Genomic DNA, 26,535 nt, shown 5'->3' on the forward strand with positions numbered 1-26,535 from the left:
GTCACGCCACCGCATCGCGGCCTGCCTGCCTGCCTCAGCGGACGTGCAGGGACTCCGCCCCGACCGGGTGGAAGCCCGCGGCGCGGAAGCTGCGGACGGCGCGGGCGTTGCCGGGCGCCTGCTGGGCCCACACGGGGGCGGGGGTCAGATGGCGGGCGGCGGTCGCGAGGGCGGCGCCCAGCCCGCGCCCGCGCGCGTCCGGGTCCACCTCGACCGCGGCCTCCCAGCGCCCGGCCACCCCGCGGCCGAGGACGAGCACGCCGCCGTCCGCCGCCCAGACGCGTACGCCGTCGCGGTGCTCCAGCGCGCGGGCCACCCGCGGGTGCGCCGGGTCGTCGATCTCGGTGAGCCGGACCGGCGGCGGGCCGGGCAGCGGGGACGCGACGGTGAGCAGGTCGATCGTGTCGGTACGGCGGCCGGTGCGGTCGAGCAGCGCGGTCAGGAAGCGCGGGTGCAGCGCGGCGGCCAGCGGGTCGCACGCGGTGGCGGCGAGCCGCGCCCGCACCCACGCGGGATCCTCGTCGGTGAAGACGACCGCGTGCGCGGTGAAGGCGATGACCCCGGCGTCGCGCTCGGCGTGCTGCGGTACGACCGTCGTCCCGCCGTCGGCCGCCGGGAACGTCCCGCGGGCCGCGTCGTCCAGGATGTCGCGCAGCGTCCGTCCCATGGGGGAGGAGCGTAACGAACCGGGGGAGGCGGGTGCGGGGTGTGTGCCGCGGGCCGGGCCGCCCCCTCCTGACCGGCCCGGCCCACGGCTGCTCACCCCCCCGCTCCGGGGCCGGGCCTACTCCAGGCCCAGTTCCTCCTCGCTGCGGAAGCGGCGCGGCAGCGCGGGGATCGCCGCGGCCGCGAGGACGAGGACGGCGAGGGCGGTCGCGGCCGCCCAGGTGAAGGCGGGGACGTAGCCGTGGGCGGCCGCGCGGTGCAGGAAGACGGAGCCGACCGAGACGACGCCGAGCACACCGCCCAGCTGCTCGACGGACTCCAGCACCCCCGACGCCGAGCCCGCCTGCGCGGGGGCGACGTGCTGGAGGGTGATGGCGAAGAGCGGGCCCATGATCGTGCCGAGGCCCACGCCCGTGGCCAGCAGCGGCGGTGCGAGCTGCCAGGCGTGCGTGCCCCCGGCGTAGTGGTGCAGCACCCACGCCAGCCCGGCCGTCCCGGCGGCGAGCGGCACGCAGCCCGCCGTCACGACGTGCCGGCCGAGGCGCGGGACGAGCGGCTCGGCCAGCGCCGCGACGCCCACCACCATGCCTGCGACCAGCGGCAGCGTGGTGAGGGCGGCTTCGAGGGGGCGCAGGCCGAGGCCGTCCTGGAGGGTGAGCGTCACGCACATCATCAGCCCGCCCATCACGGCCTCCACGAGCAGGCTCAGCAGCAGCCCGGAGCGGAAGGAGCGGTGCCGGAAGAGCGCGGGGTCCATGAGCGTCGTGCCGGGTGCGCGCCGCCCGCGCCCGCGCTGGTCGGCGACGAGCAGCGCCAGGACGGGTAGGGAGGCGGCGAGCGACAGCCGGCACCACAGCGGCCAGCCCAGCTCCGGTCCCTGGACCAGGGGCAGGACGAGCAGTCCGGTCCCGGTGACGGCGAGCGCGGTGCCGCGCACGTCGTGCCGTACGGGGGCCGGGGCGCCGCCGCGCGGGAGCAGGGCGGCGCCCGCGGCGAGGGCGGCGAGCGAGACGGGGACGTTGAGCAGGAAGACGGGCCGCCAGTCCGCGCCGGGCAGGTCGAGCCGCAGCAGCGCGCCGCCGACGAGCGGGCCGAACGCGGCCGCGAGACCGGCGAGGGCTCCGAACAGGCCCATCACGCGGGCCCGTTCACCGGGTGCGTACAGGAGCTGGAGCAGCGAGGTGGCCTGCGGCACCATCAGCGCCGCGGCCGCGCCCTGGGCCGTCCGGGCGCCGATGAGCACCCCGGCGCCGGGGGCGAACGCGCAGGCCAGCGAGGCGGCGAGGAAGAGGGCGGTGCCGGCGAGGAAGGCCCGCCGGTAGCCCAGGAGGTCGCCGAGCCGTCCGCCCGCGACGAGCAGCACGGCGAGCGGCAGCGTGTAGCCGGTGACGACCCACTGCACCCCGGCGCTGCCGAGCCCGAAGCCGGACTGGAGGGAGGGCAGCGCGACGTTCACTGCGGAGGTGTCCACCAGGTCCATGGCGACGGCGAGCATGACGACGGCGACGGCGGCGGTCCGCCCGCGCCGGGCCGTGACCTGCGGGGACGCCCGTCCGCCGGGCGGATCGGACGCGGACGCGGGTACGGCTTCGGAGCCGGATACGGCCTCGGGCCCGGACCCGGATGCGGCCTGACGTGGCAAAGGAACCCCCTCCTCCTGGGTGCGCACGGGACCGAGTCGACGAGACTGAACGGTCTCGTCTCGGCGCGGCGCTCCGTTAAACTAGACGGAACAGTTCCGTCTCGCAAGGGGGGTACGATACGGACCATGCCCACACCCGCGTCCGAAGCGTCCGCACCCGAACCCGCCTCCCTGGTTCCCAGCGGCGCGCGGCCGCGGCGCCGCAGCGAGGCGAAGCGCGCGGCGATCCTGAGGGCCGCGCTCACCGTCTTCCTGCGCGAGGGCTACGCCGGGGCGAGCGTCGACGTGATCGCGGCGACCGCGGGGGTCGGCAAGCAGACCGTCTACGGGCACTTCGGCGACAAGGAGGCGCTCTTCCTCGCCGCGGCCGAGGCGGCGGGCGGCCTGCTCGGCGACACCCCGGACGCCTGGCGCAGCCCGCTGCCCGCGACGGGCGACCCGCACGCGGACCTCACGGCGGCGGGCGTGCGCGTCCTGCGGGCGGTGCTCGCGCCCGAGGCGGCGGCCCTGCACCGTATGACGATCGCCGAACTCGCCCGGCACCCGCGGCTCCAGGAGCTGTGGCGGGCCAACGCCCCCCGCCGCACGGTCGACGACCTCACCGCGTACCTCGCCGACCGGGACCGCGACGGCGATCTCGACGTGCCCGAACCGGCCGTCGCCGCACAGCAGTTCGTGCTGCTGCTGGCCACCGAGGGCCGGGTCGCCACGCTGCACGGCACCCTGCCGCTGCCGGAGGAGGAGTACGGGCGCATCGCCGCGCGGACCGCGGATCTCGTCGTGCGCGCCCACCGCCGCGGCTGAGGCGCGCCACGCGGAAGACGCGAAAAGAGGGGAGAACGCACGGTGCCGCCGGGTCCCATGCACCCGGCGGCACCGTGCGTCATGCAGGCTGGACGGTCAGGCGTTCCAGACCTGCAGCTCGGACAGCTGGGCCGCGGGCCAGCCGTCGTTGGCGGTGACCGTGACCCGCACGTAGCGCGCGGTCGCGGCCGGGAAGGTGATCGTGACGGTGTTGTTGGCGCCCGGGGTGAACGCGTAGGACGCGGACGCCTTGAGCGTGCTGAAGCTGGAACCGTCGGTGCTGCCGGTCACGGACAGCGTCTCGTTGCGCGCGCCCCACCCGGCGGGAAGCTGGAGCACGACCTTGCTGACGCTCGCCGCCGAGCCGAGATCGACCTGCGCCCACTGCGGGAAGGCGTTGTTGGCGCTCTCCCAGTAGCTGGCCTGGTTGCCGTCGGTCAGGTTGGACGACGGGTAGACGTCGGTGTGGCTGGACTCGCTGGTGGGTCGGCCGATCGCCAGGTTGGTGTTGGCCGAGCCCGTACCGGTGCCGGAAAGGGCCACGGTGGTGGGGCTGTTGGTTGCGCTGCTGGTGACGGTGAGGGTGCCGGAGCGGGCGCCGGACGCGGTCGGGGCGAACTTCACCGCGACCGTGCAGCTGGCGTTCGCCGCGAGCGACGAGCCGCAGGTGTTGGTCTGCGAGAAGTCGCCGGAGACCGCGACCGAGGAGATGGCGGCCGCCGCGGAACCGGTGTTGGTCAGCGTCACGTTCTGCGCGGCACTGGTGGTGCCGGGAGCTTGCGTGGCGAAGGTGAGGGAGGACGGGTTGGCCGCGAGCGACGCCGACGTCGGGCTGGTGCCGCCGCCGCTCGGGAAGACCTGGAGCGCCGACAACTGGGCGGCGTTCCAGCCGGAGTTGGCCGTGACGTTGATCCGGACGTAGCGCGCGGTGGCCGCCGGGAAGGTGATGTCCACCGTGTTGTTGTTCGCGCTCGGGTCGAACGTGCGCGCCGCGGAGGCCGACAGCGTGCTGAAGCTCGAACCGTCGGTGGAGCCCTGCACGGACAGCGTCTCGCTGCGGGTCGCCCACGCGGTGGACGGCGGCAGCTTCAGCGTGACCTTGCCGATGCTCGTGGCCTGGCCGAGGTCGACCTGCACCCACTGCGGGAAGGCGCCGTTGGCGCTCTCCCAGTAGGTGGAGGCGTCCGCGTCGGTGACGTTGCCCGCCGCGAAGGTGCCGTTGACGGAGCTGGCGGTGGCCGGGCGGCCGGCCGCGATGTCGGTGCTGCTGTCGATGCCCGCGCCGCTCAGCGCCACCGTGGTGGGGCTGTTGTTGGCGTTGCCGGTGAGCGTGAGCGTGCCGTTGCGGGTGCCGCCCGTGGTGGGCTTGAAGGCGACCGTCACGGTGCAGGACGCGCCCACCGCGAGCGAGGAGCAGGTGTTGGTCTGGGTGAAGTCACCGGTCGCCGCGACCGAGGAGACGGTCGCCGCGGTGGTGCCGGAGTTGGTGACCGTCACCGTCTGGGAGGCCGCGGTGGAGCCGACGACCGTGGCCGGGAAGGACAGGCTCGCCGGGTTGGTGTTCAGCACCGGGCCGGGCGCGGTGCCGGTGCCCGACAGCGCCACCGTGCTGGTGTTGCCGCCCGCGGTCACCGTGAGGGTGCCGCTGCGCGTCCCCGTCGCCGTCGGCTTGAAGGTGACGCTGACGGTGCACGAGCCGTTCGCCGGGACGGAGCTGCCGCACGTGTTGGTCTGCGCGAAGTCGCCGGAGGCGGACAGCGCGCTGACGGAGGCCGCCGAGCCGGTCGGGTTGGAGACGGTCACGGTCTGCGCGGCCGAGGTCGAACCCGTCGCCACCGAGCCGAAGTTGAGGGCGCCCGGGGACGCCGTCACACCGGTCACCGGGTAGGGCGGGAAGTTCGGCGCGGGGAAGCCGCCGCAGAAGGGGGTGCCGGAGATGCCGGAGTTGCCGCCGCCGTCGGTGACGGCGAAGTTGCCGCCCTCGCACGAGTAGACGGGGCTGGACGCGCCCACGCCGGTCGCGGTGACGTTGGTGAACTTCGCGGCGCCGCCGGTCTGCTCCTGGAGCGCGAAGGTGCCGGTGCCGGCGATGGTGACGTTGCTGAGGTTCACCCCGGAGACGGTGCCCTCGACCCACTGCACGGCCTCGTACGGGCTCTGCTGGATCAGCGCGTTGCTGACGTTGATCGGCCCGGTGATGGCGCCCTGCGAGCCGTCGAACCACAGCGCGCCGACGCCGAACTGCCAGTTCGGGTCGAGGCTGCCGGCCCGCACGATCGTGTTGTTGGTGATGTTGGTGGTGCCGACCGGTGTGGAGGTGAAGCGCTGGCCGACGTGGATGCCGCCGCCCTGCGCCAGACCGGTGTCCTGCACCAGGTTGCCGCTCACCGTGTTGTCGTGACCGCCGTAGATCGCGATGCCGTTGGCGAGGATCTGCGTCGAGACGGTGTTGTTGGAGATCGTGTCGTTGGCGTCGGCGCCGAGCGCGGAGTCCGCCCAGGTGGCGATGCCGTCGTCACCGGTGTTGCGGATGTCGCTGTTGGTGACCGTCGAATTGGTCACGCCGCCGTGGAAGTTGACGCCGTCCGCGGTGGTGTCCCGGATCCGCATGGCGCTGAAGGTCAGCTTGTCCATCGGCCCGTCCATCCAGGCGCCGACCTTCATGTGGTCGATCCACACCCGGTCGACGGTGGAGTTGCTGAGCGCGCCGCCGATGCCGTTGACCTGGTCGCCGTCGTTGCGCTCCTGGACGTCGCCGAAGATCGCGAAGTCCTTGAGGTGGACGTTGGCGCTCGGGTTGGGCTGGTAGCCGCCGTAGAAGCCGGGCGCGGCGCCCGTCACCGTCGAATACCACATGCCCGCGCCGGCCACCGTCACGTTGTTGACGATGATGTGCCCGGGGATCTTGAAGGTGCCCGGCGGGATCCACACCGTGCCGCCCGAACCGGCCGCCGCGATGGCCGCGTTGAAGGCCGCGGTGGAGTCCGCGGCGCCCGTCGCGTCCGCGCCCTTGCTCGTCACCGACACCGAGCCGGACGGCTGCGCGAGCGCGGCGCCGACCTGCTCGAAGTCCGCGAAGTCGATCGTCGTCGCGGTGCCGCCGGAGGGCACCTGGAGGGTGAAGGTGGTACCCGCCTGGTACGTCTGCGGCAGCAGCCGGTGGACCTCGTCGTAGAAGTGGTGCGGGTTGCTGCCCGGCGAGTTGGTGAACGGGTAGCTGCCGTAGTACCAGCTGTAGGCGTTGGTGAGCGTGAAGTCCGGCTGCGCGGCACCGTTGATCGCGAAGGAGAGCGGCGCGGTGTAGACGGAGCCGCCCGAGGTGTCCGGGATGCTGTAGCGGAAGTCGATCGAGTTGGTCGCGACCGGCGTGGTGAAGGTGACGTACTTGCCGCTGCCCGAGAGCGTCACGGCCTTGCGGTACGAGGCCTCGTCCGCGAGCTGGCCCGCGGCCCAACTGGGTCCGATCACCGTGCCGTTGGTGGCGGAACTCTCCGCCTGGACCTCGACGTAGGGCAGGCTCGCACCGCTGCCGCCGGTGGCGCCGGCGGCGTAGGCGGACGCGCTGCCGAGGGCGAGCAGCCCGCCGCTGGTCAGCAGTGCGGTGCTGCCGGCGACCGCGACCGCCCGGCGCAGCCGCGGGCCGCCCGCACTGCCGCCGCCCGGCGGGCCCTGCCTTCTGCGACGTGGGGGGAGGGGGGACATGCGGAACATCAGGTGCTCCTTTCGGGCACAGATCCCGATCTGCACCGGTGGGGGATGGAGCGTCGACGCAAGGGGCACCGTAATGTCGCGGATACCGCGCCGCAATATCCGTGCTCAGCATTGATAGAAAGTAACTTTCTTGCGCAAGATTCTGCGCTGACTCGGACGAGGGCGGGACGGCCCCACGGCGGGGCTCCGGAAGGGAGGATTCCGCCGCTACGGGTCAATGAGCGGACTTCTGCTGGCCTTTCATGACGTTGCGCATCGCTCCGACGAGCGCGGGCTCGAACTGCCCGACGTCCGAGGCGGCCGTCCGCGGCCCGCCGTGCAGCGCGCCGCGCGTGTCCTCCGAGACCGCCCCGCCCGCGTACCCGGTGAGCGTCAGGGTGAACACCGCGCCGCCGTGCAGGACCTGTATCTCCTCGCTGGCGTCCAGCGCCTGCGCCACCGCCTCGTCGCCGAGTCCGGGCACCCGGTGCACGTCCCTTCCGGGCGCGAGCGTCTGCGGGTCGACGCCCGCCAGATCCTCGAACTCCCCGCGCGGATCGGTGCGCTTGTGCAGATCGACGGTGACCGCGAGCTGGAAGAGATCCACACCCCCGGAGCCGTCCGGCGCGTACAGCTCCATCGTGCAGCGCGCGGTGTCCACCGCCTTGCCCAGATGCGCGTCCGTGGGCGTGACGACCGCGCTCTCCGTCGCCCCCAGCGCCGTGAGCAGCGGCTGCATCGTCCCGCCCGTGCAGGGGCTCTCCCCGAGCGCGTAACCGTGCAGATCCGGCCGCCCGTCGTGCCGCGCCTGCCACACCCGTATCCCCACCCCCCACAGCGCGGACGCCACCAGCGCCCCGCACACCCCCCACACCCACACCCGCCGCCCCGCCGCCCCCGACCGCGGCGCGTCCTCCCCACCCCCGATGACCTCGGCCGGCTCGCCCTCCACCCCGCCCGTCAGCTCCGGTTCCGATATCACGCCCGCTCCCTCCCCACCCCCTGCGGAGTCCTCGCCACGACCGTACGCCGCGATTCCGCTTCCGCCCAGGTCACATCGCGTCGTCCTCCGCGCGGCCCACCCACTCACGGCGCCCAGGGCCCCCACAGGTCATCGACGTCGAAACTGTGCGCGCCGGGATGCCCGTCGAACTCGCAGCAGGGCTCGCTGCCGCGCGCGCACCCACTGACCACCTCGCAGTCGGCCCGGACCTCGACCGCCGCCGGGATGCCGTTGCGGAACCAACTCGTCCAGACCGAACCGGTGTCGACGCCGTCGATGTGCATCACGAACGCGTGGTGCTCGTCGCCGGTGTGCGCTTGGAGGGAGCAGCGCAGGTCCGTCTCGATGCCCGCCTCCGCGACGGCGTTCGCGGTGGCGAGAAATACCGCGCGCGGGACGAGATGCCGGGGGAGCCGCGCCCGCTCCCCGCACACCGGCAGGCGGCTTCCGGACCCGGGGCGCACATCTGCGGCCATGAGCTCTGCCCACACCTCGGTGCCGTTTGCGGCCTCGCCCTGGACCGGGCCGTGTCCCCACCGGACTGACAGCAGCTCGACGAGCCCGAGCCCGCGCCCGGACTCCTCGCATCCGCCGGGAAGTTCCGCGGCGGGGAGCGGCGCGTACGGGGTCCGGTCCGCCACCGTGAGGGTGAGGACGTCCCCGCACAGGTTGACGCACAGCCGTACGGGCCCGGTCGTTCCGTGCCGGTAGGCGTTGGTCACGAGCTCGCTGGTGACCAGCTCCGCCCGCTCGGCGACCGCGGCCGGTACGGGCAGGGCGGCGAGCGTCTCGTTCACGTACCGTCGCGCCCTGCCCGGGGCGGAGGGGTGCCGGTCGAACTCGGCACTGGTGGACGCGGGGGTGTCGCCTTTGGTGGGCGTGCTGTGGAACGGGTGCGCGGCGGGCGGATGCATGGGCCCGGCCTCCTTCGCGGATCGGCGCGCAACGGCCCGATGATCACCAGGCGGCGACCGGGCGGTTACACCACGTATCGGATGCGCCTAGAGTGGGTCGTCGCGCATTCCCAGCGCAAGTGCGTCGCGATAAATATGTTTTTGCGGCGCACGCGGGACGACCTATGGACGGAGAACCCGGTGAGTGCGGCAGATGCGGACGGTGCGGCAGACTTGGGTGCGGCAGGCACGCGACCGAAAAGGGGGAGGCGCCGCATGACCCAGGCGCGTGGCGGTCCCACGGTGAACCGCCGGAACCTCGGCGCCGAACTCCGCAGACTCCGGGTCACCGCCGGGCTGAAGGGCGAGCAGGTCGCGGCCCACCTCGGTTGCTCGGCGACCCGCGTCAGCCGTATCGAGTCGGGTCATCGCGGAGCGGCCGCCAAGCCGGACGAGGTGCGCGCGATGTGCGAGCTGTACGGCCTGGGCGACGAGCGCAAGGTGGAGCTGCTGCTCGACATGCTGAGCAACAGCCAGAAGATCGGCTGGTGGGAGGCGTACGACGACGTCCTGCCGCCCGGCTACGAGGTTTTTGTCGGCCTGGAGACGGACGCCCTGGTCAAGCGGGCATGGGAACCACTGCTGGTGCACGGCCTGCTCCAGACCGCGGACTACGCCCGCGCCATCCTGCACGGCTGGGCCAGTCATCGGCCGGGCGACATCGAGGCTCTGGTGGAGGTGCGCGCCAAGCGTCAGGACGTCCTCTTCCGGGACGGCAGCCCGCTCGAACTGTGGTGCATTCTGGACGAAGGGGCTGTCCGCCGCCCCATCGGCAGCGGGCCGATCATGAAAGACCAGCTCAACCACCTGATCGAGCTGGCCGAACTGCCGAACATCAACATCCTGGTGGTTCCCCGCGACAGGGGCGCGCATCCGGGCCTCGGCGGCTCCTTCTCGATCATGGAGTTCGAGAATGACGGCGACGGTCCGATCGTCTACGTGGAGTCGCTTGCCGGAAACCTCCATCTGGAGAAGAAGCCGGAGGTGCGCCGCTTCACTGGGATGTTCCAGTTGCTGGGGGCCATGGCCCTCGCGCCTGATGAATCAACGGCGCTGCTCAAGAGCGTCGCAAAGGAGTAATGAGATGACCAGCCCGCGCCCGACAACGGACCTCACGCACGCGCAGTGGTTCAAGGCATCTGCTTCCGGCGGCAACGGCGACTGCCTGGAGGCGGCGTTCCTCCCCGGCGGGCTCGTTGCTGTCCGCGACAGCGAAGACCTCGACAATCCTCCCTTCGTCGTCCGCGCGAGCGTGTGGACCGCGTTCCTCGACGGCGCCAGGAAAGGCGAGTTCGACCTCCCCGCCTGACGGAGTAGGTGCGCGTACTACGGGCCGGCTGCCCCAGTGGGGTGGCCGGCCCGACGCGTTCGCGGGTTCACATCGCGTCGTCGTGGTGGGCGACCAGGAGGGCGAGCAGGCGGGTCAGTTCGGTGCGTTCGGCGGGGGTCAGGGGGGCGAGGACGTCGTCCTGGAGGTCGGTCAGCAGGGTGTCGATGCGGGCGAGGCGGCGGCGGCCGCGCGGGGTGATCGTGATGACGTTGCGGCGCCGGTCGGACGGGTCGGGGGCGCGGGCCACGTACTCCTCGGCGGCGAGTTCGTTGATCGCGGCGACCATGTCGGAGCGGTGGATGCCCGAGCGGTCGCTGAGCTGCGCCTGGCTCGCGGGGCCGTACTCGTGGAGGGCGGCGAGCACCGCGTAGTGCCACTTGTGCGCGCCGATCGCCGCGAGCCCGTCGGCGACCCGCCGGTCGCTCCACATCCCGGCGAGGCCGAGCAGCCGGCTGGGCAGCGCCCGCAGCCGGGTGGGGGTGCGGCGGTCGTCAGGGGTGGCCTCGGTCATGGGAGGAAGTGTACGCCGTTGCGTTAGGCGGACTAACGATGTACGTTCGTTCGTGTCATAAACGTTCGTCGCACCAACGGTTCGCTCCGACCCCGGGAAGGCGCCACATGCCCACCGTCACCGTCCTCGACTCGACCCTGCACTACGCGGAGTCCGACCCCACCGCGCCCGGCACCCCCTACGTACTGCTGCACGGCAACCCCGGCAACGCGCACTCCTGGCGCAAGGTCGTCCCCGGCCTCGCCGGGCACCGCGTCCTCACCCCCGACCTCATCGGCATGGGCGGCTCCGGCAAGCCCGACATCCCGTACTCCCTCGCCGACCACGCCCGCTACCTCGACGCCTGGTTCGACGCGCTCGGCCTGGAGAAGGTCGTACTGGTCGGCCACGACTGGGGCGGCGTCCTCGCCTTCGACTGGGCCGCCCGGCACCCCGAACGCGTCGCGGGTATCGCCTTCTTCGAGACCTTCCCGCGCCCCCTCACGAGCGCGGACCTCACCCCGCAGGCCGTCGAGCGCACCCGCACGCTGCGCACCCCGGGCGTCGGCGAGGCCATGGTCGCGGGCGACAACCAGCTCGTCCGCACCGCGCTCACCCGCGGCGTCCTGACCCCCCTCACCGAGCCCGAGCTCGACCTCTTCCTCGCCCCCTACCCGAGCGAGGCCGACCGGCGCCCCCTGCTGGCCTGGGCCCGGCAGATGCCCATCGACGGCGAGCCCGCGGACACCGTCGCCCGCATCGCCGCGTACGGCCCCTGGCTCGCCTCCTCCCACGACGTCCCCAAGCTGCTGCTGACCTTCACCGGCTCCCCGACTCTCGCGGTCACCGAGCGGACGGCGGCCTGGTGCGCGGCCAACATCGCCGCCCTGACCACGGTCCCGTGCGGCGAGGCGGGCCATCACGCGGCGGAGGACCGCCCGGCGGAGATCGCGTCGGCGGTCACGGCGTGGGCGGCGAAGGAGGGTCTGGGCTGAGGGCCGCGCGTGCGGCGGACGGGCCGGATCCCGGTACGCGTCCGCGGCGCGGCGCCCGAAGGGAACGTTTCGCCAACGGGTGCGGCTTCTATGGTGTGTGCGCTGATATCCACCGTTCCACCACAGAAGGTGTCGCATGTCGATTCGTATGCGCCAGGCGGTCGCCGCCGCTGCCGCCTCCCTCGCCCTGGCCGTCGCGCTGCCGACGTCCGCGGCGCACGCCGCCCAGGGCGAATTCCGCTACACGTACGACGACTTCGGCAACCGTGCCGCGGGCGTGCTGCTCGACCCCGACAGCCGCGTCTGCCTCACGCTGCCCGAGGTGGCCGATCCCCACACCACCGAACCGGCCTTCGCCCCGCAGAACTTCACCGGCAGCACCGTCACGATGTTCACCGGCCCGGACTGCGACGGCGACTACTACAGCCTGCGCCCGGGCGGCCGCGCGAGCGACCGGCTCAAGCTCCGCTCGGTCGTCTTCAGCTGAAACCGGCGCTGCGCCGCGGGGCGTCGGCCCCGCGGCCCCGTCACAGGGGACCCAGCACCTCGGCGGGGTCGGCCGTCAGGTCGAGTGCCTCCAGCACCGTGAGCAACTGCCGCTCCTCGTAACGGAAGTGGCTCTCCATGATCGCGGCGACGCCGTCGAGGTGGCGGGACAGCTCAGCCGGTGGGGCAGAACGGTTCGCGGCGGCACGGAGGCTGCCGAGCAGTTGGGCGATCACCGTGTGGTCCTGTTCCAACGCGCGCAGCACCGGGCGGAGTTCGGGATGCGCCGCCGCCACGGCCGGGAAGAGCGTGCGGTCCTCGCCCCGGTGGTGGCCGTCGAGGGCGGCGCAGAATCCATGGCAGTACAGCAGCAGTTCCCGGGTGGCCGCCTCGCCGGGAGTGCCGTCGGCGAGCGACGCACGGGTCACCGCCAGCGCCTCCCGCAACCGGCTGTGCACACCGCGCAGTTCGCGGCTCCAGGCGACGAGCCTGGTCGTCTCGCGCTCAGTCACGCGCGAGCGAAGGGTGCGACGAGAGCACCGTCGGGCTCCTTCGGTCCGGCGCCTCCATGCCTGGCACGGTCTGCCACCGGCACGCGACGCTCCCAGCACCGTACTGCGCCGGCCGCACCGGCTCTGCAAGGGAAGGCCGGTGCGCGGGGGCGCCGAGAAAATGGCGGGTGGCGGCGGCCGGGCCCCGGCACGATGGGGACATGCCCGCCACGCCGCCCTCCGCCGCCGAGACCTACGACGTCCGCGTGGCGTTCGACCACGCCGTCACGCGGGCCGCGCAGCGCGGGCCCGACGCGGGGACGCGGCTCGCGGACGCCGTACGGGGGCTGGAGGCGGCCGGGCTCGTCGAGCACGGGCTGCGGGCCTTCGCCGGCACACCGCGGGCCGTGCTCTTCCTCGACCGCGCACTGCGCAGCGGCCCCGCCCCGGGCGGCGGCGCGTACGGCAGGGAGCACAACCCCCTCGCGTACGACGCCGGTCCGCTCACGATCGCCCTCGCCTCCTGCGACCGGAACGGCCGCACGCGGGAAGCGGCCGTCCGCCGCATCGTGGCGCGGCTCGCCGAACCGCAGGTGCCGCCCGCACTCGCGGTCTTCCTGGCCCTGCGCACCGCCGACTGGGCCGGCCCGGTGCGGGACCGGGCACGCGGCGCGCTCGCCGTGCTGCTGCACGCCGATCCGCAGCGCTACGTGCCGCTCCTCGTGCCCCTCGCCGAACTGCTGGCCCGGCGCGAACGCGGGGACTTCGTCCGGCAGCAGGCCGTATCCGCGCTGACCGCCGCGCACGGGGCCGCGGCACTGGACGGGCTGGTGTCCGCACCGGATCCGCGGGTGCGCGCGTTCGCCGTGCGCACCGCCGTCGCCACGGGACGGCTGCCGCTCCAGCGGCTGACCGCGCTCGCGACGGAGGACCCCGAGCGGCGCTGCCGCGTGCCCGCCGCGCACGCCGCCGCCCGCGAGGCGGTCTGGTCCGAACGCCTCGACGTGCTGCGCCGGTTGACCGCCACCGTCGACCGGGACGTCCGCGCCCTCGCCCTCACCGGCATGGTCCGCGCGGGCCACCCGGAGGAGGCCGCGCACCACCTCGCCGACCCCTCGTCGCTGGTCCGCGCCACGGCCCGCGACGCCGCCCGCCGTACGGGTACGGACGCGCCGGCGTGGTACCGCGCCGCGGTCGCCGAACTGGCGGCGGAGGTGCCCGCGCAGGCCCGCCCGCCGGGGGAGGACCCGCCGGGCTCGCGCGCCAGCGGTACCGCCGCCGCGGGCGCCATCGCCGGGCTCGCCGAGTGCGGGCGCAAGGAGGACGCCGACCGGCTCGCGGCACTGCTCGCGCACCCCCAGCACCGGGTGCGGGCCGCGGCCCTGCGCGGTCTGCGGACGATGGACGCCGTGCCCGTCGTCAACGTCGTGCCCCTGCTGCACGACCGCTACGCCTCGGTGGTCCGCGAGGCCGCTGCCGCGCTCGCCACCCGTACCGGCCAACTCCCGCCCGGGCTCGGGGAGTCGCTGCTCGCCGACACCTCGCGGGTGGCCGTCCGCCGGGCCGGGCTGCGGCTGCTCGACGAACGCGACCCGGTACGGCAGTTGACCGCGCTGCTGCGGGCCGCCGCGGGCGCCGACCGCGGGGTCGCCCGCAGCGCCGCCGACGCCGCGGTGCGGGTCGTCCAGCAGGCCCAGCCGCCGGCCTGGCACCGGCGCGGCGGGCCGTACGTCCCACTGGAGCCCACACCCGAACAGACCGCCGAACTGCTGGAACTGGCGGAGTCCGCCACCCGGCTGCACCACGGGCAGCGCCAGATCCTGCACGAACTCCTCGCGCCCACGGCCCCCTTGACCGAACTCCTGCGCGTCCGGCACGGCCTGCCCGACGGCGTGCGCAGCCCGCTGCTCCTCGTCGAGGCCACCTTCCGCGCGCCGGACGCGGCGGACGTCGTCGCCCGCATCCGCGAGGTCCTGCTGGCCGTCCTCCCGCACACCGCCGGGCCGCCCACCCGGTGGCCCGCGGACGACGCCTGGCCGGAGCTGCTCCCCGGCTGGTTCACCGACCGCTGCGCTCCCCCCGCGGACAAGAGCACGGCCGAGCAGCGGCGTGCGTGGTGGCGCGTGCTCGGCCGCGAACAGCGCGCGGCGGACGCCACCGCGCCCTGGCGGCTGCTGGACTGGCTCCACTTCTTCGACCCGCGCGGCGGTGCCGAAGCCCGCGGCTGGCGTTGGTGGGACGTCCCGCGGCACGGCGGCCGCGTGCGCTTCACCATCGACGGTCACCCGTACGGCGGGGGCGACGCGCTGCGGTGGCTGATCACGGCGGCGGGCGGCCACGACATCGACCTGCCCTGACGCCCGGGGCCCCGCCCGGACCGGACGCCTACACTGCCGACGTGCCGAAACTGTGGAACGAGACGATCGAGGCGCACCGCAGCGCGGTCCGGGACGCGACGCTCGACACCACGGCCACGCTGGTCGCCGAGCGCGGCGTCACCGGCGTGACGATGTCGCTGATCGCCGAGCGCACCGGGATCGGCCGGGCCACGCTCTACAAGTACTTCCCGGACGTCGAGGCGATCCTCGCCGCCTGGCACGAACGCCAGGCCGCCGCCCACCTCGCGCAGCTCACCGCGGCGGGCGGCGTCGCGCCGGACGCCGCCACCCGGCTCGCCGCCGTCCTGGAGGCCTACGCGCACATCCAGTACGAGCACCCGCCGCACGACCCCTCCGCCGCCCTGCACCGCGCCGGGCGCACCACCGGGGCCGAGCAACAGCTCGCCGACTTCCTCACGGGCCTCGTCGCCGAGGCGGCCCTCTCGGGCGAGGTGCGCGACGACATCCCGGCGGATGAGCTGGCCCGCTACTGCCTGGCCGCCGCCACCGCGGCCCGCGCCCTCCCGACGAAGGCCGCCGTCCACCGCCTGGTACGGGCCGTGCTGGCGGGGCTGCGCGCGTGAGGGCGCGCTACGGGGCGAAAGCGCACGCCGCCGCCACGTCCGTACGGGGCCGGCGCGCCGCGACCCGGTACGACGCGAGGGCGCACGCCGACGTGCCCGGCCCCGGGCGCGCCGCACGTGACCCGGCCCGTCCCGCCGTACCCGGGTGCGACGTACGCGACCCGGGCGGTCCCGCCGTACCCGGGCGCGCTGCCCGCGACCCGGCCCGTCCCCCCGCCCCCGGGTGCGACGTACGCGACCCGGGCCGTACGACCGAGGAGCGCTGAACGCGTTGCTGCCCCCCGACTTCCACGAGCAGCTCCGCCGCAGGGCCCGCGACCGTGCCGCGACCCGTCCGCGCGGGCCCGAACTGCCCGCCGTCCGCGACCTGGTGGGGCCGGGCGGGCTGCGGCTGCGGCTCTACCGCTGCACGGAGGAGACGGCGGGGACGGCGGAGGCGCCGGGCGCGGCGGGCGCGGCCCCCGACACCACCGCCCCCGGGGCCGGTTCGGCGCCGGACGCCAACGCCCCCACCCGCGACGGCGTCCCGCTGCTCGTCTACCTCCACGGCGGCGGCTTCGTCTTCTGCGACCTCGACACCCACGACCGCACGTGCCGCCGCATCGCCCGCGCCTGCGCGGTGGACGTGCTCGCCGTCGACTACCGGCTCGCGCCCGAACACCCGCACCCCGCCGCGCTCGACGACGCGCTCGCCGTGCTGCGCTGGGCGCGGCCCACCGCCGTGGCGGGGGACAGCGCGGGCGGTTTCCTCGCGGCCGCCGCGTGCCTGGCGCTGCGGGACGAGGGCGGGCCGCTGCCCGGCCTCCAGGCGCTGGTGTGCCCGAACACCGACCTGACCCTGGCCCTGCCCTCGGTCACCGAGAAGGGCACCGGCCACGGGCTGGACACCGACGCACTCGCGTACTTCGCGTCCGCGTACGTCCCCGACCCGGCTGGCCGGGCCGCCGCGAGCCCGCTGCACGCCGTCGACGTCTCCGGGCTGCCGCCCGCCCTGATCGTGACCGCCGAGCACGACGCGCTGCGCGACGAGGGCGACGCGTACGCCCGACGCCTCACCGCCGCGGGCGTGTCCGTACGCCACCGGTGCGAACAGGGCCTGGAGCACGGCTTCATCCAGGGCATGGACCTGGTCGACCCGGCCGCCGCCGCGGCCCACGACCGCTTCTTCGCGGACCTGCGCGCGCTCGTCCCGCGCCACCGGCCCGCCGGTTAGCATGCGGAGAATGCTCGGTCCCGAAGACGTCCGCCGTATCGCGCTCTCCTTCCCGCTCGCCTCCGAGAAGGAGCTGTGGAACATCCCGACCTTCCACGTGGCGGGGCGGATGTTCGTCACCGTGCCGGACGACGGGACGTCGTTCGCGGTGCGTTGCCCGCGCGCCGAACGCGCGGAGCTGATCGCCTCCGAGCCGCGCAAGTTCTGGGTGCCGGCGCACGAGGCGCACTCCTCGTGGGTACGGGCCCGGCTCGCCGCCCTCGACGACCGCGCCGAACTGCACGACATCCTGCTCGACTCCTGGCGCCAGGCGGCCCCACCGGACGCCGAGCCGCCGGTCTAGGCCCGCAGGAAGGCGAGTACCGCGAGCACCCTGCGATGGGTGTCGTCCGTCACCGGCAGGTCCAGCTTCGTCAGGATGCTGCCGATGTGCTTGCCCACCGCTGCCTCGGAGACGACGAGTTCGCGTGCGACGGCCCGGTTGGAGTGGCCCTGCGCGACGAGAGCGAGGACTTCTCGCTCGCGCGGGGTGAGGCGTTCCAGCGGATCGCGCCGCCGTCGCAGCAACTGCCGTACGACCTCGGGGTCGACGACCGTGCCGCCCGCCGCGACGTCCTCGACGGCCGCCACGAACTCCTCGACCTGGCCGATCCGGTCCTTGAGTAGGTAGCCGACGCCGCCGCCGTCACCGGAGTCCAGCAGATCGACGGCGTAGGCGCGTTGGACGTACTGGCTGAGCACCAGCACGGGCAGGCCCGGGTGCTGGGCGCGCAGCGCGACCGCCGCGCGCAGGCCCTCGTCCTGGAAGCCGGGCGGCATCCGCACGTCCGTGAGCACGATGTCGGGGCGGTGCGCGGCGACCGCCCCGACGAGCGCGGGGGCGTCGCCGACGGCCGCCGCCACCCGGTGGCCGAACCGGGTGAGCAGGCCCGTCAGGCCGTCCCGCAGCAGAACGCTGTCCTCGGCGACGACGACGGTCAGTCCGCCGGTCGGGACGGTCGGCACGGGATCTCCACTCGCAGTCGGGTCGGACCGCCGGGCGGGCTGGTCAGAGCCAGTGTGCCGGACACCACCGCGACCCGGTCGGCGAGCCCCGCCAGCCCGCTGCCGCGCTCCGGGTCGGCGCCGCCGCGCCCGTCGTCGTCCACCCGGAGGGTGAGCTGGCCGCGCGCCCAGCCGCCGGTGAGTTCCGCGCGGCCCGCGCCACTGTGGCGGGCGACGTTCGCGAGCGCCTCGCACACCGCGTAGTACGCCGACGCCTCGACCGCGGGCGGCAGCCGTACGTCCAGATCGAGCGCCACGTCCACGGGCACGGGGGAGCGGTCGGCGGCGTCCGTGAGAGCCGCCGCCAGACCGTAGTCGGCGAGCACCCGCGGGTGGATGCCGTGGATCAGCTCCCGCAACTCCGCCAGCGCGGCGCCCGCCTGCTCGTGGGCCTGCGCCAACTGCTCGGCCAGTGGCCCCGGCGGCGCGTCCAGCCGCGCGAGGCCCAGCGTCATCGTCAGGGCGACCAGCCGCTGCTGGGCCCCGTCGTGCAGATCGCGCTCGATCCGCCGCCGTTCCGCCTCGAAGGCGTCCACCAACCGCACCCGGGAGCGGGTCAGTTCGGAGATACGGGTCCCCGCGTCCGCCGGTACGAGCAGCGCGCGGGCCGCCGCCGCCCGCACCCCCGCCGCCGCACCCAGCACGTAGCCGCCCGCCGCCAGGCCCAGCACACCGAGCAGCGCCACCCCCACGGCGGGCGGCCAGCCCTCCACCGTCCACGACTTGAGCACCTTCGTCGACGTGCCCCCGTTGACCGCCAGCATCACCGGCGCCGCCAGCAGCGCACCCGGCACGAGCACCGCGCCGGTCAGCACGAGCGCGTCCAGCGGCCACAGCACCAGCGCGAACAGCGCGGCGTACCCGAGTTCGCGCCACGTCGCGCCCTCCCGCGCCCGCGCCAGCGCCCAACTCCCCGGCCCCGAAGCGGGCGGCGCCCGGTGCGGCGACGGCGCCGGACGCGCGTCCACCAGCCGCAGTCGGCGCCGCTCCACCGCCCCCACCGGGATCCCCGCGAACGCCGCGAGCACCAGCACCGGCAGGCCCACCAGCACGAGCGACAACGCTCCGCCGACAGCCAGCAGCAGCGCCAGCGCCACCAGCGTCAGCGCCCCCGCGGGCACCCCCGCCGCCACGTACGCCGCCGCCCGCCACGGCCACGCCGACACCAGGAAACGCCCCCTGGCCAGGGCCTGCCACACAGTACGGTCACGCATGCCGCCCACCGTAGGAGCGCGCCCCCGCACCCCGCGACCGGGCAGGCCCCACCGCTGCGGTAGTGCCAGGCATACCCCCAAATCTCACCCCAGCCGTGATGTCCGCACGCCCCGCACCGAGTTGGCTTTGCGGCATGAACGACGACGTCCTCACCCTCCACGAGGTCACCCGCACCTACCCGGCCGCCGCCGGCGGTACGGTGACGGCCCTCGACAAGGTGTCCCTGCGCTTCGCCCGCGGCACCTTCACCGCCGTCACCGGCCCCTCCGGCTCCGGCAAGACCACCCTCCTGCACTGCGCCGCCGGCCTCGAACGCCCCACCACCGGACGCGTCGTGCTCGACGGCACCGATCTCACGCGGCTCCGCGACGCCCGCCTCACGCGGCTGCGCCGCGAACACATCGGCTTCGTCTTCCAGGCCTACAACCTGCTCCCCGGACTCACCGCCGCCCAGAACGTGGCCCTCCCCCTCCGCCTCGCGGGCCGCCGCCCCGCCCCCGGCGCCGTCCACGACGCCCTCACCGCCGTCGGTCTCGCCGACCGCGCCCACCACCACCCCGCCCACCTCTCCGGCGGCCAGCAACAACGCGTCGCCCTCGCCCGCGCGTTCGTCACCCGCCCCGCCGTCCTCTTCGCCGACGAACCCACGGCCGCGCTCGACGCGCCCGCCGCGGAACACGTCCTCACCCTCCTCCGCGACATCGCCCTGGCGGGCCGCACGGTAGTGATGATCACCCACTCCCCGACGACCGCGGCCCCTTACGTGACCCACACGATCGCCTTGGCGGCGGGCCGAATCTCACCCGCCACCTCGCCCTGACTACCCGCCGCCCCGGGGGTGCCTGTTGCGGTAGGCGTCGCGATCGTCCGCCGGTGGTGGGCTTGTCGCGCAGTTCCCCGCGCCCCTGAAAACGAGAACCCTCACCCTCACCCCCACCGGCTGTCAGCCGCTAGTCCGGCCTGGAGGGGGACGGTGCGGGGTGCCCCCGCAGGAATGCGCTGGGAGTAGCTCACCGACTCGGTACGAGGGCGAAGGCGCATTCCGAGGAGGTGCCCCGTGGCGGCCCCCGACCCACCCACCGGCGCGCCGCGAAAGGGGCGCGAGGAACGGCGCGACAAGCCACCCACCCACCGCAAGGTCGCACAACGCACCGCACCACGCTCCCCGAAGCGAAGGGGCGCGTGGGGGTACCTCCCAGGCGAAGCTCTGGGGGAGAACGGAGCGAGCACCCCCCACCGAACCGGCAGACGAACAACTCAGCCCCCGCGCGGCAAGCGCGAGACCCAGAACGGCACCCCCTCATGACCTCGCCCCGAACCCGCTGGGCCACCCTCGTGGCCCTCCTCACCGCCGCCACCCTCATCTGCGCCCTCCTCCAAGCCCTCGCCACCGCCCTCACCGGCCCCCCGACCACCACCCCCCACCGATTCGCCCACGCGAAAACCGTGGTCACGGGTGACGCGACCCTCCACGTCCCCACCCCCCACGGCACCCGCACCGTCCCCCTCCCCGAACCCCGCCCCCTGCCCCCCGCCCTTCTCCGCGCGCTCGCGGACATCGGCCCCGTGACCGAGGACCGTTCCTTCGCCGTACGCACAGCGACAGGCCCCACCACCGGCCACCCGTGGTCGGTCGCCCCGCTCGGCGGCTACCGCCTCACCCGGGGCCGGGCCCCGCACGCCCCGGACGAGGTGGCGTCGAGCGGGAGATGGGCCGAGCCCGGAGCCACCCTCCGCACCGCCCTCGGCACGTTGCACGTCGTCGGCACGGTCGAAGCCCCCCACCCCTTCGAGCGCGCCCTGTTCTTCACGGACGCCCGCGCCGCCCAACTCGCCCCGCTCATCCGCCAGGTGGCCGTGGACGCCGACCCGGCGGCGGTCCGCCGCGCGGTCGAGGCGAGCGCGCCCGGCGCGACCGTGCTCACCGGCGGAGCCAGACGCGCCGCCGACCCGGACGCGGCAGCGGACCGTACCGCCCTGACCGGCGTGGAGGTCGTCCTCGGCACGGCCACCGGCGTCACGGGCTTCGTCGTGGTCTTCGCCGTGTCGTCCGTGACGGCCCTCGCGGTGGCGGCGCGCCGCCGGGAGTTCGGCCTGCTGCGGCTCGCGGGCGCGACGGCGGGCCGGTTGCGCCGCCGCGTCCTCACCGAGCAGCTGCTGCTCGCGATCCCGGCCGCCGCGGCGGGCTGCGCGCTCGGCGGGGCGTACGGCGCGGGCGTGCTGGCCCGCTGGATGGCCGGCAGCGGACTCGCCCCGGCGTGGTTCACGGCGGACGGCGGCCACCTGTGGCCGTACCCCGTCGCGGCGGCCACCACGGTCGCCGCCGCCCTCGTCGGCAGCGCGGCCGCGTCCTGGCGTGCGGGCCGCACCGCCCCGGCGGAGGCGCTGCGGGAGGCAGACGCGCAGGTCCGCGCCCTGACCCGGGCCGCGCCCTCGTGGGGGGCGCGCTGCTGCTGACGGCCCTCGGCCTGGCCGCGTACTCCCTGGCCACCGACCCCGGCGACCTGCTGCACCGCAAGTCGTACGTGTCGCGTCCGATGCTGCTGGTGGCCGCGGCGGCGGCCCTGTCGCCCGCGCTGGTACGGCCGTTGCTGCGGCTGCTGGGCGCGCGCGGCCGGCTCGTACGGGCGCAGGCGGCCGCGGCGGCCCGCCGTACGGCCGCGGTGGCGGCGCCCGTCGTGGCGGTGGTCGCCCTCGCGGGCGCGCTGCCCGGCGCGGTGGCGACGGTGAACGCCGCGAAGTCCGCGGAGATCGCCCGTGCCACGACCGCCGATCTCGTCCTCACGGCGGCGGGCGGGCTGGCCCCCGCCGAACTGTCCCGCGTCCGCACGACCCCCGGCGTGCGGACGGCCTCCGCCGTGACCAGCACGCAGATCACCACCCTCGAAGACGGCGTCGCGCTGATCCGCTCGCAGGGCTGGGCCGTGGACCCGGCGACGCTGCCGGGGACCGTACGGCTGCCGGACGTCGCGGGCAGCCTCGCCGGTCTCGACGACGGCTCGATCGTCGTCACCACCGAGTGGCAGCGGCACACGGTCGGCGAGACCGTGACCGTATGGCTCGCCGACGGCACCAGGCGGCGGCTGCGGATCGCCGCGGTCCTGGCGCAGGGCACGGGCGACAACGGCGTCTACGTCACCGCGCACAACGCCCCGCCGGGCGCGGCCCCCGCCCTGGTCCGTATCCGCCTGGCCCCGGGCGCGTCCCCGGCGGCGGTCTCGGCGCAGCTGCGCCACGCGGTGCCCGGCGCGGACGTCCGTACCGGCCCGGCGTGGGTCCGTGCGACGGCCCCGCACAGCACCGCGACCACCCGCCTCGGCCTGGCGCTGACCCTGGGCATCGCCCTGCTCTACGCCGTCCTCGCCCTCGCGACCGCCCAGGCGGTGTCCACCGCGGCCCGCGCCCGCGAGCTGACCCTGCTGCGCCGCTCGGGCGCGACCCGCCTCCAGCTCCTCCGTCTGACCGCGGCCGAGTCCCTCCTCCCCGTCGCGGTCGGCGCCGCCCTCGGCCTCCTCACCGCAGGCCTCCACCTCGCGACCCTCCACGCGGCCCTGGCCCGCCTCGCCACCCCCGCCCCCCTGACCCTCCCCTGGCAGGAGCTGACCCTCGCGACCACGGCCTGCGCGACAGCCGCGATCACAGCGACCACGGCCCCGGTCCTCCGCCACCTGTTGCGCACCCGCCCGCGCCCGTAGCCCCCACGTACGAAACCCCGCAGGCCCCGCTCCCGCGCGGTGGGCGCGGGGGCGGGGCCTGCGGGGCTGCGGCAGGGGAGGCCGGGAAGGGCCTCAGGGGTGGGTCAGGGGTGGGGCCAGGGGATGGCTCAGTGCTCGACCCAGTCCGTCCAGGACATGTTCCAGCCGTTGATGCCGTTGCTCGGCTGGATCGTCTTGTCCGGGGAGTTGACGACCGTCACGACGTCGCCGATCAGCGAGTTGTTGTAGAACCACGCGGCCGGGGTGCTCGGGTCGTTGCCGCCCTTGACGTCGTGCAGGCCGACGCAGCCGTGGCTGGTGTTCTCGTGGCCGAAGGTCGAGACCGGGCGCCAGTAGTTGCCGTGCGCGAAGGTGCCGGAGTCGGAGAGCCGCATGCCGTGCGGGACGTCCTTGATGTGGTAGGCGTTGCCCAGACCCACGGTCTGCGAGTCCATGTCCACCACCTTGGACTTCTCCTCGATCACCATCTTGCCGTTGTAGGTGGTGTGCTGCGCGTCGCCGAGGCTCGCGGGCAGGGTGCGCAGCACCTTGTTGCCGCGGTAGACGGTCAGCGTCTTCGCCTTGTTGTCGGCGACGGAGGTCTGCGAGCGGCCGATGGTGAAGCTGACGTCCTTGTACTGCTTGCCGTAGGTCGTCTTGGACATCTTCACGCCGTCCAGCTTCAGGTGCAGCGTGACCTTGGTGCCGGGCGCCCAGTAGGCCTCCGGGCGGAAGTCGAGGCGCTGCGAGCTGAACCAGTGGCCCTCGACCGGTACGTTCGGCTCGGCGGTGACGGTGATCGCGTGCCGCACGTCGGCCTGGTTGGTGACCGCCTTGCTGAAGCGGATCGACACCTCCATGCCGACGCCGTACGTGGCGTTCGAGGCGACGTTGAAGATGCCGTAGTTGGCGGCCGAGTCACCGGGGCTCAGGGTGGTGAAGGCCGACTGCGTGGTGGCCTGCTTGCCCTTGGCGTCGGTCGCGGTCGCGGCGACGGAGTACTGCGTGCCGGTGCGCAGGTTGCCCTTCGGCGTCCAGGTGGCGCCGTCGGCGGAGATCGTGCCGTCGACCGCGGTGCCGTCCTTCGACGTCACCGTGACCTTGGTGAGCTTGCCCTGGGCCGCCGCGACCTTGAGCCCGCCGGCCGTGTCGACGCCGGTCGCGCCGTTCGCCGGCGTCACGGTGAGCTTGGCCTGCGAGGCGTTGTCCGAGGACTGGCCCTGGGCGGAGGAGCCGCCCTTGCCGTCCGAGCCGTCGGAGTGCGCGTCCGCGTTGCCGCCGCAGGCCGCCGCGCCGAGCAGCACCGCGCCGACCGCGAGGGCCGTCATGCCGCGCCGGACGCGCTGTCCGCGGGTGCCGAATATCCGTGAAGTGCCCGATATCGCCCGGGTTGTCCAGCCGTCAGGCGCGGCTGCCTCCGCCCCGGTGGCGGTGTCTGCCGCCGTCTTCTCCGTCATCACTGTCGTGTCTCCCCATTTCCGCAAAGGTCGCACTCTAGGAGACCGCATTCCCGGCCCGTGGTTGCGGCTGTTGCATGACTGATACGTCACGTTCCTGTGTGCGACCTGACCTGGGCGGTTCCTGCCCCGCCCGGACTGCCTTCCCGACTCTCCCCATCGCCGCCGGGTCCGAAGCGCCGACTGCCGGGTGAGCCGGCGCACGTACGGCTGACGGCGCCCGCTCCTGACGTACTGAACCGGCCACCCTGCCCGTCCGGTTGCCCCGTTCCGCCGGGGTCAATCGACGGGGTCGGTCGTCGGGTCCCATCGTAAGGACGTTCGGGGCGGCGGGTTCGTTCCGTAAACGTTGCCGGTTGTCTTGACACGCCGGATGCGGGACGGGACTCTCCTGAGAGCGCTCTCAGCACTCCCAACCCGGCGGCGCGGCCCCCACGTTGCGCTGCCGCCCCCCACAGGAGAAGGAGTACGTTCCGCATGTCGACGACAGGCATGAGAGACATCTCAGGCATTCGGGGCAGAACAACCGAACCCCCGCAGCGGCTCTTCCGCCGCCTCGGCGTGGGGCTGCTCGCGGCGGCCGCGATGGCGGCGGTCACCTTCGCGGGATCCGGCCCGGCCTCGGCGGCGCCGACCGCCGTGCAGCCCGCCGCCGCGAAGCCCGCGGCCCAGCAGGCCGCGGCCGCCGCCCCCGCGGCGGTGCCCGCCGCTCCGGCCGGTTTCACGACCACCTGGAGCGACGACTTCAACGGCGCCGCCAACACCGGACTGAACACCGACACCTGGCGTTACGACGCGGGCGCGGGCTGGACGTTCGGCACCGGTGAGATCGAGACGATGACCAACAGCACGTCCAACGTCTACACCGACGGCAACGGCCACCTGGTGCTGCGCGCCCTGCACGACGGCAGCGACCCGGCCACCGGCTGGACGTCCGGCCGCGTCGAGACGCAGGCGGACGGCTTCGGGGCGCCCCCCGGCGGTGTCGTCCGGATGCAGGCGTCCATCCAGCAGCCGAACGTCTCGACCGCGAACGGCGCGGGCTACTGGCCCGCGTTCTGGATGCTCGGCGCGCCGCTGCGCGTCGGGGTGACCTGGCCGGGCTCCGGCGAGGTCGACATCATGGAGGACATCAACGGCCGCAGCTCCGTCTTCGGCACCCTGCACTGCGGTGTCGGCTCGGGCGGCCCCTGCAACGAGACCACCGGCCTCGGCAGCGGCGAGCGCGCCTGCTCCGGCTGCCAGACCGGCTACCACACCTACGCCGTGGAGATCGACCGCTCGACCTCTCCCGAGCAGATCCGCTACTACCTCGACGGCGCGAACTACTTCACGGTCAACTCCAGCCAGGTGGACGCCGCGACCTGGGCCAACGCCGTCGACCACAGCTTCTACATCATCTTCGACCTGGCGATCGGCGGCGGCTTCCCCGCGGCCTTCGGCGGCGGCCCCAACGCCGCCACGGTCTCCGGCGGCCAGATGAACGTCGACTACGTGGCCGTCTACAACAAGACGCCCGACCACGGCACGAACATCGCCAAGGGCAAGCCGACCACGTCGTCGTCGAACGAGAGCGCGCAGTTCCCGGCGTCCAACGCCACCGACGGCGACATCACCACCCGCTGGTCGAGCGGCTTCTCCGACCCGCAGTGGCTCCAGGTCGACCTCGGCCAGAACTACAACCTCAACCACGCGACCCTGACCTGGGAGGCGGCGGCGTCGTCCGCCTACCAGTTGCAGACGTCCACCAACGGCAGCACCTGGACCACGGTCTACAGCAACAACAACTCCCCGGCCGACATCCAGGACACCAGCCTGAACGCGACCGCCAGATACGTCCGGGTCTACTCCACCGCCAGAGCCTCGCAGTACGGCAACTCGCTGTACGAACTGGCCCTGTTCGGCACCCCGACGTCCGGCGGCGGCGACCCGGGCGGCCCCGGCCAGGCCACCCTCCTCTCGCAGGGGAAGACCGCGACCGCGTCGTCCAGCGAGAATGCCAGCTTCACCGCCCCGATGGCCGTGGACGGCAACACCGGCACCCGCTGGTCGAGCGGCTTCACCGACCCGCAGTGGCTCCAGGTCGACCTCGGCGCGAGCCACACCATCAGCCAGGTCGTGCTCAACTGGGAGACGGCGGCGGGCAAGTCGTTCCAGATCCAGACGTCCAACGACGGCACCAACTGGACGAGTGTCTACAGCACCACGGCCGGCACCGGCGGCACCCAGACGCTGAACGTCAGCGGCACCGGCCGCTACGTCCGGATGTACGGGACCGCCCGCACCACCCAATACGGCTACTCGCTCTGGGAGTTCCAGGTCTACGGCACCTGAGCCCCCCGCCCCCACCGCACGACGGACGCCATTCCGGCCGCTCCGGTACGCCTCCCCGCGTACCG

The 26,535-nt window shown here is 74.3% G+C and carries 23 protein-coding genes; 13 read left to right on the forward strand and 10 right to left on the reverse strand.

All coding sequences use genetic code 11. The features are described from left to right. Positions 1-34 precede the first annotated feature (34 nt). Positions 35-667, reverse strand: coding sequence for a GNAT family N-acetyltransferase (locus ACH4PY_RS04120; protein ID WP_398175640.1), 633 nt, complete (start codon positions 665-667; stop codon positions 35-37). A gap of 117 nt (positions 668-784) precedes the next feature. Continuing rightward, entirely contained in the window at positions 785-2,308 is a 1,524-nt protein-coding gene (locus ACH4PY_RS04125) for an MFS transporter (protein WP_398175642.1), read from the reverse strand. Positions 2,309-2,434: 126 nt separating this feature from the next. Here ACH4PY_RS04125 and ACH4PY_RS04130 point away from each other — a divergent pair, with 126 nt between their 5' ends. Beyond that, positions 2,435-3,112: a TetR/AcrR family transcriptional regulator gene (locus ACH4PY_RS04130; protein ID WP_398175644.1), complete on the forward strand. Its 678-nt coding sequence runs from the start codon at positions 2,435-2,437 to the stop codon at positions 3,110-3,112. Positions 3,113-3,208: 96 nt separating this feature from the next. On the opposite strand, the gene ACH4PY_RS04135 is transcribed toward ACH4PY_RS04130, so the two are convergent. The 3 genes from ACH4PY_RS04135 to ACH4PY_RS04145 all read right to left on the reverse strand — a co-directional run bounded on the left by ACH4PY_RS04135 (position 3,209) and on the right by ACH4PY_RS04145 (position 8,719). Beyond that, complete coding sequence (locus tag ACH4PY_RS04135; RefSeq protein ID WP_398175646.1) at positions 3,209-6,823, reverse strand: choice-of-anchor D domain-containing protein; 3,615 nt, start codon at positions 6,821-6,823, stop codon at positions 3,209-3,211. 214 nt (positions 6,824-7,037) lie between these two features. Beyond that, positions 7,038-7,784 (reverse strand): hypothetical protein, encoded by a 747-nt coding sequence (locus ACH4PY_RS04140; RefSeq protein WP_398175648.1) that lies wholly within the window; start codon positions 7,782-7,784, stop codon positions 7,038-7,040. Positions 7,785-7,888: 104 nt separating this feature from the next. Next, the gene (locus ACH4PY_RS04145; protein ID WP_398175650.1) at positions 7,889-8,719 is read right to left on the reverse strand and encodes an ATP-binding protein; all 831 of its coding nucleotides are present in this window, start codon (positions 8,717-8,719) and stop codon (positions 7,889-7,891) included. Between the two features lie 255 nt (positions 8,720-8,974). Between ACH4PY_RS04145 and ACH4PY_RS04150 the strand changes: the two genes are divergently transcribed. Beyond that, positions 8,975-9,838, forward strand: a complete 864-nt coding sequence (locus tag ACH4PY_RS04150) for a helix-turn-helix domain-containing protein (RefSeq protein ID WP_398175652.1) — start codon at positions 8,975-8,977, stop codon at positions 9,836-9,838. Positions 9,839-9,842: 4 nt separating this feature from the next. Then, positions 9,843-10,067, forward strand: a complete 225-nt coding sequence (locus ACH4PY_RS04155; protein WP_398175654.1) for a DUF397 domain-containing protein — start codon at positions 9,843-9,845, stop codon at positions 10,065-10,067. A 67-nt stretch (positions 10,068-10,134) separates the two neighbouring features. On the opposite strand, the gene ACH4PY_RS04160 is transcribed toward ACH4PY_RS04155, so the two are convergent. Further along, positions 10,135-10,599: a MarR family winged helix-turn-helix transcriptional regulator gene (locus ACH4PY_RS04160; protein WP_398175656.1), complete on the reverse strand. Its 465-nt coding sequence runs from the start codon at positions 10,597-10,599 to the stop codon at positions 10,135-10,137. A 107-nt stretch (positions 10,600-10,706) separates the two neighbouring features. On the opposite strand from ACH4PY_RS04160, the gene ACH4PY_RS04165 reads away from it, so the two are divergent. Together ACH4PY_RS04165 and ACH4PY_RS04170 are read left to right on the forward strand one after the other, a co-directional pair. Next, positions 10,707-11,573, forward strand: a complete 867-nt coding sequence (locus ACH4PY_RS04165) for a haloalkane dehalogenase (RefSeq protein WP_398175658.1) — start codon at positions 10,707-10,709, stop codon at positions 11,571-11,573. A 136-nt stretch (positions 11,574-11,709) separates the two neighbouring features. Next, positions 11,710-12,060 carry a hypothetical protein gene (locus ACH4PY_RS04170; RefSeq protein ID WP_398175660.1) on the forward strand — a complete coding sequence of 117 codons (351 nt, stop codon included), beginning with the start codon at positions 11,710-11,712 and terminating at the stop codon, positions 12,058-12,060. A 40-nt stretch (positions 12,061-12,100) separates the two neighbouring features. Here ACH4PY_RS04170 and ACH4PY_RS04175 read toward each other — a convergent pair whose 3' ends face one another. Then, on the reverse strand, positions 12,101-12,571 hold the full coding sequence (locus ACH4PY_RS04175; RefSeq protein ID WP_398175662.1) for a hemerythrin domain-containing protein: 471 nt from the start codon (positions 12,569-12,571) through the stop codon (positions 12,101-12,103). Positions 12,572-12,771: 200 nt separating this feature from the next. On the opposite strand from ACH4PY_RS04175, the gene ACH4PY_RS04180 reads away from it, so the two are divergent. The 4 genes from ACH4PY_RS04180 to ACH4PY_RS04195 all read left to right on the forward strand — a co-directional run bounded on the left by ACH4PY_RS04180 (position 12,772) and on the right by ACH4PY_RS04195 (position 17,068). Then, the gene (locus tag ACH4PY_RS04180) at positions 12,772-14,907 is read left to right on the forward strand and encodes a hypothetical protein (RefSeq protein WP_398175664.1); all 2,136 of its coding nucleotides are present in this window, start codon (positions 12,772-12,774) and stop codon (positions 14,905-14,907) included. Between the two features lie 41 nt (positions 14,908-14,948). Beyond that, a complete protein-coding gene (locus ACH4PY_RS04185; protein WP_398175666.1) occupies positions 14,949-15,512 on the forward strand; it encodes a TetR/AcrR family transcriptional regulator in 564 nt (187 codons plus the stop codon). Positions 15,513-15,783: 271 nt separating this feature from the next. Next, on the forward strand, positions 15,784-16,725 hold the full coding sequence (locus ACH4PY_RS04190; protein ID WP_398175668.1) for an alpha/beta hydrolase: 942 nt from the start codon (positions 15,784-15,786) through the stop codon (positions 16,723-16,725). A gap of 10 nt (positions 16,726-16,735) precedes the next feature. Beyond that, entirely contained in the window at positions 16,736-17,068 is a 333-nt protein-coding gene (locus ACH4PY_RS04195) for an MmcQ/YjbR family DNA-binding protein (RefSeq protein WP_398175670.1), read from the forward strand. On the opposite strand, the gene ACH4PY_RS04200 is transcribed toward ACH4PY_RS04195, so the two are convergent. Further along, the gene (locus ACH4PY_RS04200) at positions 17,065-17,730 is read right to left on the reverse strand and encodes a response regulator (RefSeq protein ID WP_398175672.1); all 666 of its coding nucleotides are present in this window, start codon (positions 17,728-17,730) and stop codon (positions 17,065-17,067) included. The two genes, ACH4PY_RS04195 and ACH4PY_RS04200, sit on opposite strands and share 4 nt — an antisense overlap. Further along, positions 17,703-18,983 (reverse strand): sensor histidine kinase, encoded by a 1,281-nt coding sequence (locus tag ACH4PY_RS04205; protein WP_398175674.1) that lies wholly within the window; start codon positions 18,981-18,983, stop codon positions 17,703-17,705. Before ACH4PY_RS04205 ends, ACH4PY_RS04200 begins: the two co-directional genes overlap by 28 nt. A gap of 134 nt (positions 18,984-19,117) precedes the next feature. On the opposite strand from ACH4PY_RS04205, the gene ACH4PY_RS04210 reads away from it, so the two are divergent. The 3 genes from ACH4PY_RS04210 (at position 19,118) to ACH4PY_RS04220 (ending at position 22,679) form a co-directional block, all read left to right on the forward strand. Next, positions 19,118-19,804, forward strand: a complete 687-nt coding sequence (locus ACH4PY_RS04210) for an ABC transporter ATP-binding protein (RefSeq protein WP_398175676.1) — start codon at positions 19,118-19,120, stop codon at positions 19,802-19,804. Positions 19,805-20,286: 482 nt separating this feature from the next. Further along, positions 20,287-21,441 (forward strand): FtsX-like permease family protein, encoded by a 1,155-nt coding sequence (locus tag ACH4PY_RS04215; protein ID WP_398175678.1) that lies wholly within the window; start codon positions 20,287-20,289, stop codon positions 21,439-21,441. Further along, positions 21,420-22,679 carry an FtsX-like permease family protein gene (locus ACH4PY_RS04220; protein ID WP_398175680.1) on the forward strand — a complete coding sequence of 420 codons (1,260 nt, stop codon included), beginning with the start codon at positions 21,420-21,422 and terminating at the stop codon, positions 22,677-22,679. Before ACH4PY_RS04215 ends, ACH4PY_RS04220 begins: the two co-directional genes overlap by 22 nt. Positions 22,680-22,807: 128 nt before the next feature. On the opposite strand, the gene ACH4PY_RS04225 is transcribed toward ACH4PY_RS04220, so the two are convergent. Continuing rightward, positions 22,808-24,007, reverse strand: a complete 1,200-nt coding sequence (locus ACH4PY_RS04225; RefSeq protein WP_398176082.1) for an Ig-like domain-containing protein — start codon at positions 24,005-24,007, stop codon at positions 22,808-22,810. Between the two features lie 621 nt (positions 24,008-24,628). Between ACH4PY_RS04225 and ACH4PY_RS04230 the strand changes: the two genes are divergently transcribed. Then, positions 24,629-26,470 carry a discoidin domain-containing protein gene (locus ACH4PY_RS04230; protein WP_398175682.1) on the forward strand — a complete coding sequence of 614 codons (1,842 nt, stop codon included), beginning with the start codon at positions 24,629-24,631 and terminating at the stop codon, positions 26,468-26,470. The last annotated feature ends 65 nt before the right edge of the window (positions 26,471-26,535 follow it).

Source organism: Streptomyces sp. NPDC021224 (assembly GCF_044332905.1).
Taxonomy (GTDB): domain Bacteria; phylum Actinomycetota; class Actinomycetes; order Streptomycetales; family Streptomycetaceae; genus Actinacidiphila.

Excerpts from the sequence above, each read along its gene's own strand:
- ACH4PY_RS04155 (WP_398175654.1), top strand. The coding sequence starts at position 9,843 with ATGACCAGCCCGCGCCCGACAACGGACCTCACGCACGCGCAGTGGTTC.
- ACH4PY_RS04165 (WP_398175658.1), top strand. The coding sequence starts at position 10,707 with ATGCCCACCGTCACCGTCCTCGACTCGACCCTGCACTACGCGGAGTCC.
- ACH4PY_RS04150 (WP_398175652.1), top strand. The coding sequence starts at position 8,975 with ATGACCCAGGCGCGTGGCGGTCCCACGGTGAACCGCCGGAACCTCGGC.
- ACH4PY_RS04145 (WP_398175650.1), bottom strand. The coding sequence starts at position 8,719 with ATGCATCCGCCCGCCGCGCACCCGTTCCACAGCACGCCCACCAAAGGC.
- ACH4PY_RS04205 (WP_398175674.1), bottom strand. The coding sequence starts at position 18,983 with ATGCGTGACCGTACTGTGTGGCAGGCCCTGGCCAGGGGGCGTTTCCTG.
- ACH4PY_RS04160 (WP_398175656.1), bottom strand. The coding sequence starts at position 10,599 with ATGACCGAGGCCACCCCTGACGACCGCCGCACCCCCACCCGGCTGCGG.
- ACH4PY_RS04225 (WP_398176082.1), bottom strand. The coding sequence starts at position 24,007 with ATGACGGCCCTCGCGGTCGGCGCGGTGCTGCTCGGCGCGGCGGCCTGC.
- ACH4PY_RS04170 (WP_398175660.1), top strand. The coding sequence starts at position 11,710 with ATGTCGATTCGTATGCGCCAGGCGGTCGCCGCCGCTGCCGCCTCCCTC.
- ACH4PY_RS04120 (WP_398175640.1), bottom strand. The coding sequence starts at position 667 with ATGGGACGGACGCTGCGCGACATCCTGGACGACGCGGCCCGCGGGACG.
- ACH4PY_RS04230 (WP_398175682.1), top strand. The coding sequence starts at position 24,629 with ATGAGAGACATCTCAGGCATTCGGGGCAGAACAACCGAACCCCCGCAG.
- ACH4PY_RS04215 (WP_398175678.1), top strand. The coding sequence starts at position 20,287 with ATGACCTCGCCCCGAACCCGCTGGGCCACCCTCGTGGCCCTCCTCACC.
- ACH4PY_RS04180 (WP_398175664.1), top strand. The coding sequence starts at position 12,772 with ATGCCCGCCACGCCGCCCTCCGCCGCCGAGACCTACGACGTCCGCGTG.
- ACH4PY_RS04135 (WP_398175646.1), bottom strand. The coding sequence starts at position 6,823 with ATGTTCCGCATGTCCCCCCTCCCCCCACGTCGCAGAAGGCAGGGCCCG.
- ACH4PY_RS04195 (WP_398175670.1), top strand. The coding sequence starts at position 16,736 with ATGCTCGGTCCCGAAGACGTCCGCCGTATCGCGCTCTCCTTCCCGCTC.
- ACH4PY_RS04210 (WP_398175676.1), top strand. The coding sequence starts at position 19,118 with ATGAACGACGACGTCCTCACCCTCCACGAGGTCACCCGCACCTACCCG.
- ACH4PY_RS04130 (WP_398175644.1), top strand. The coding sequence starts at position 2,435 with ATGCCCACACCCGCGTCCGAAGCGTCCGCACCCGAACCCGCCTCCCTG.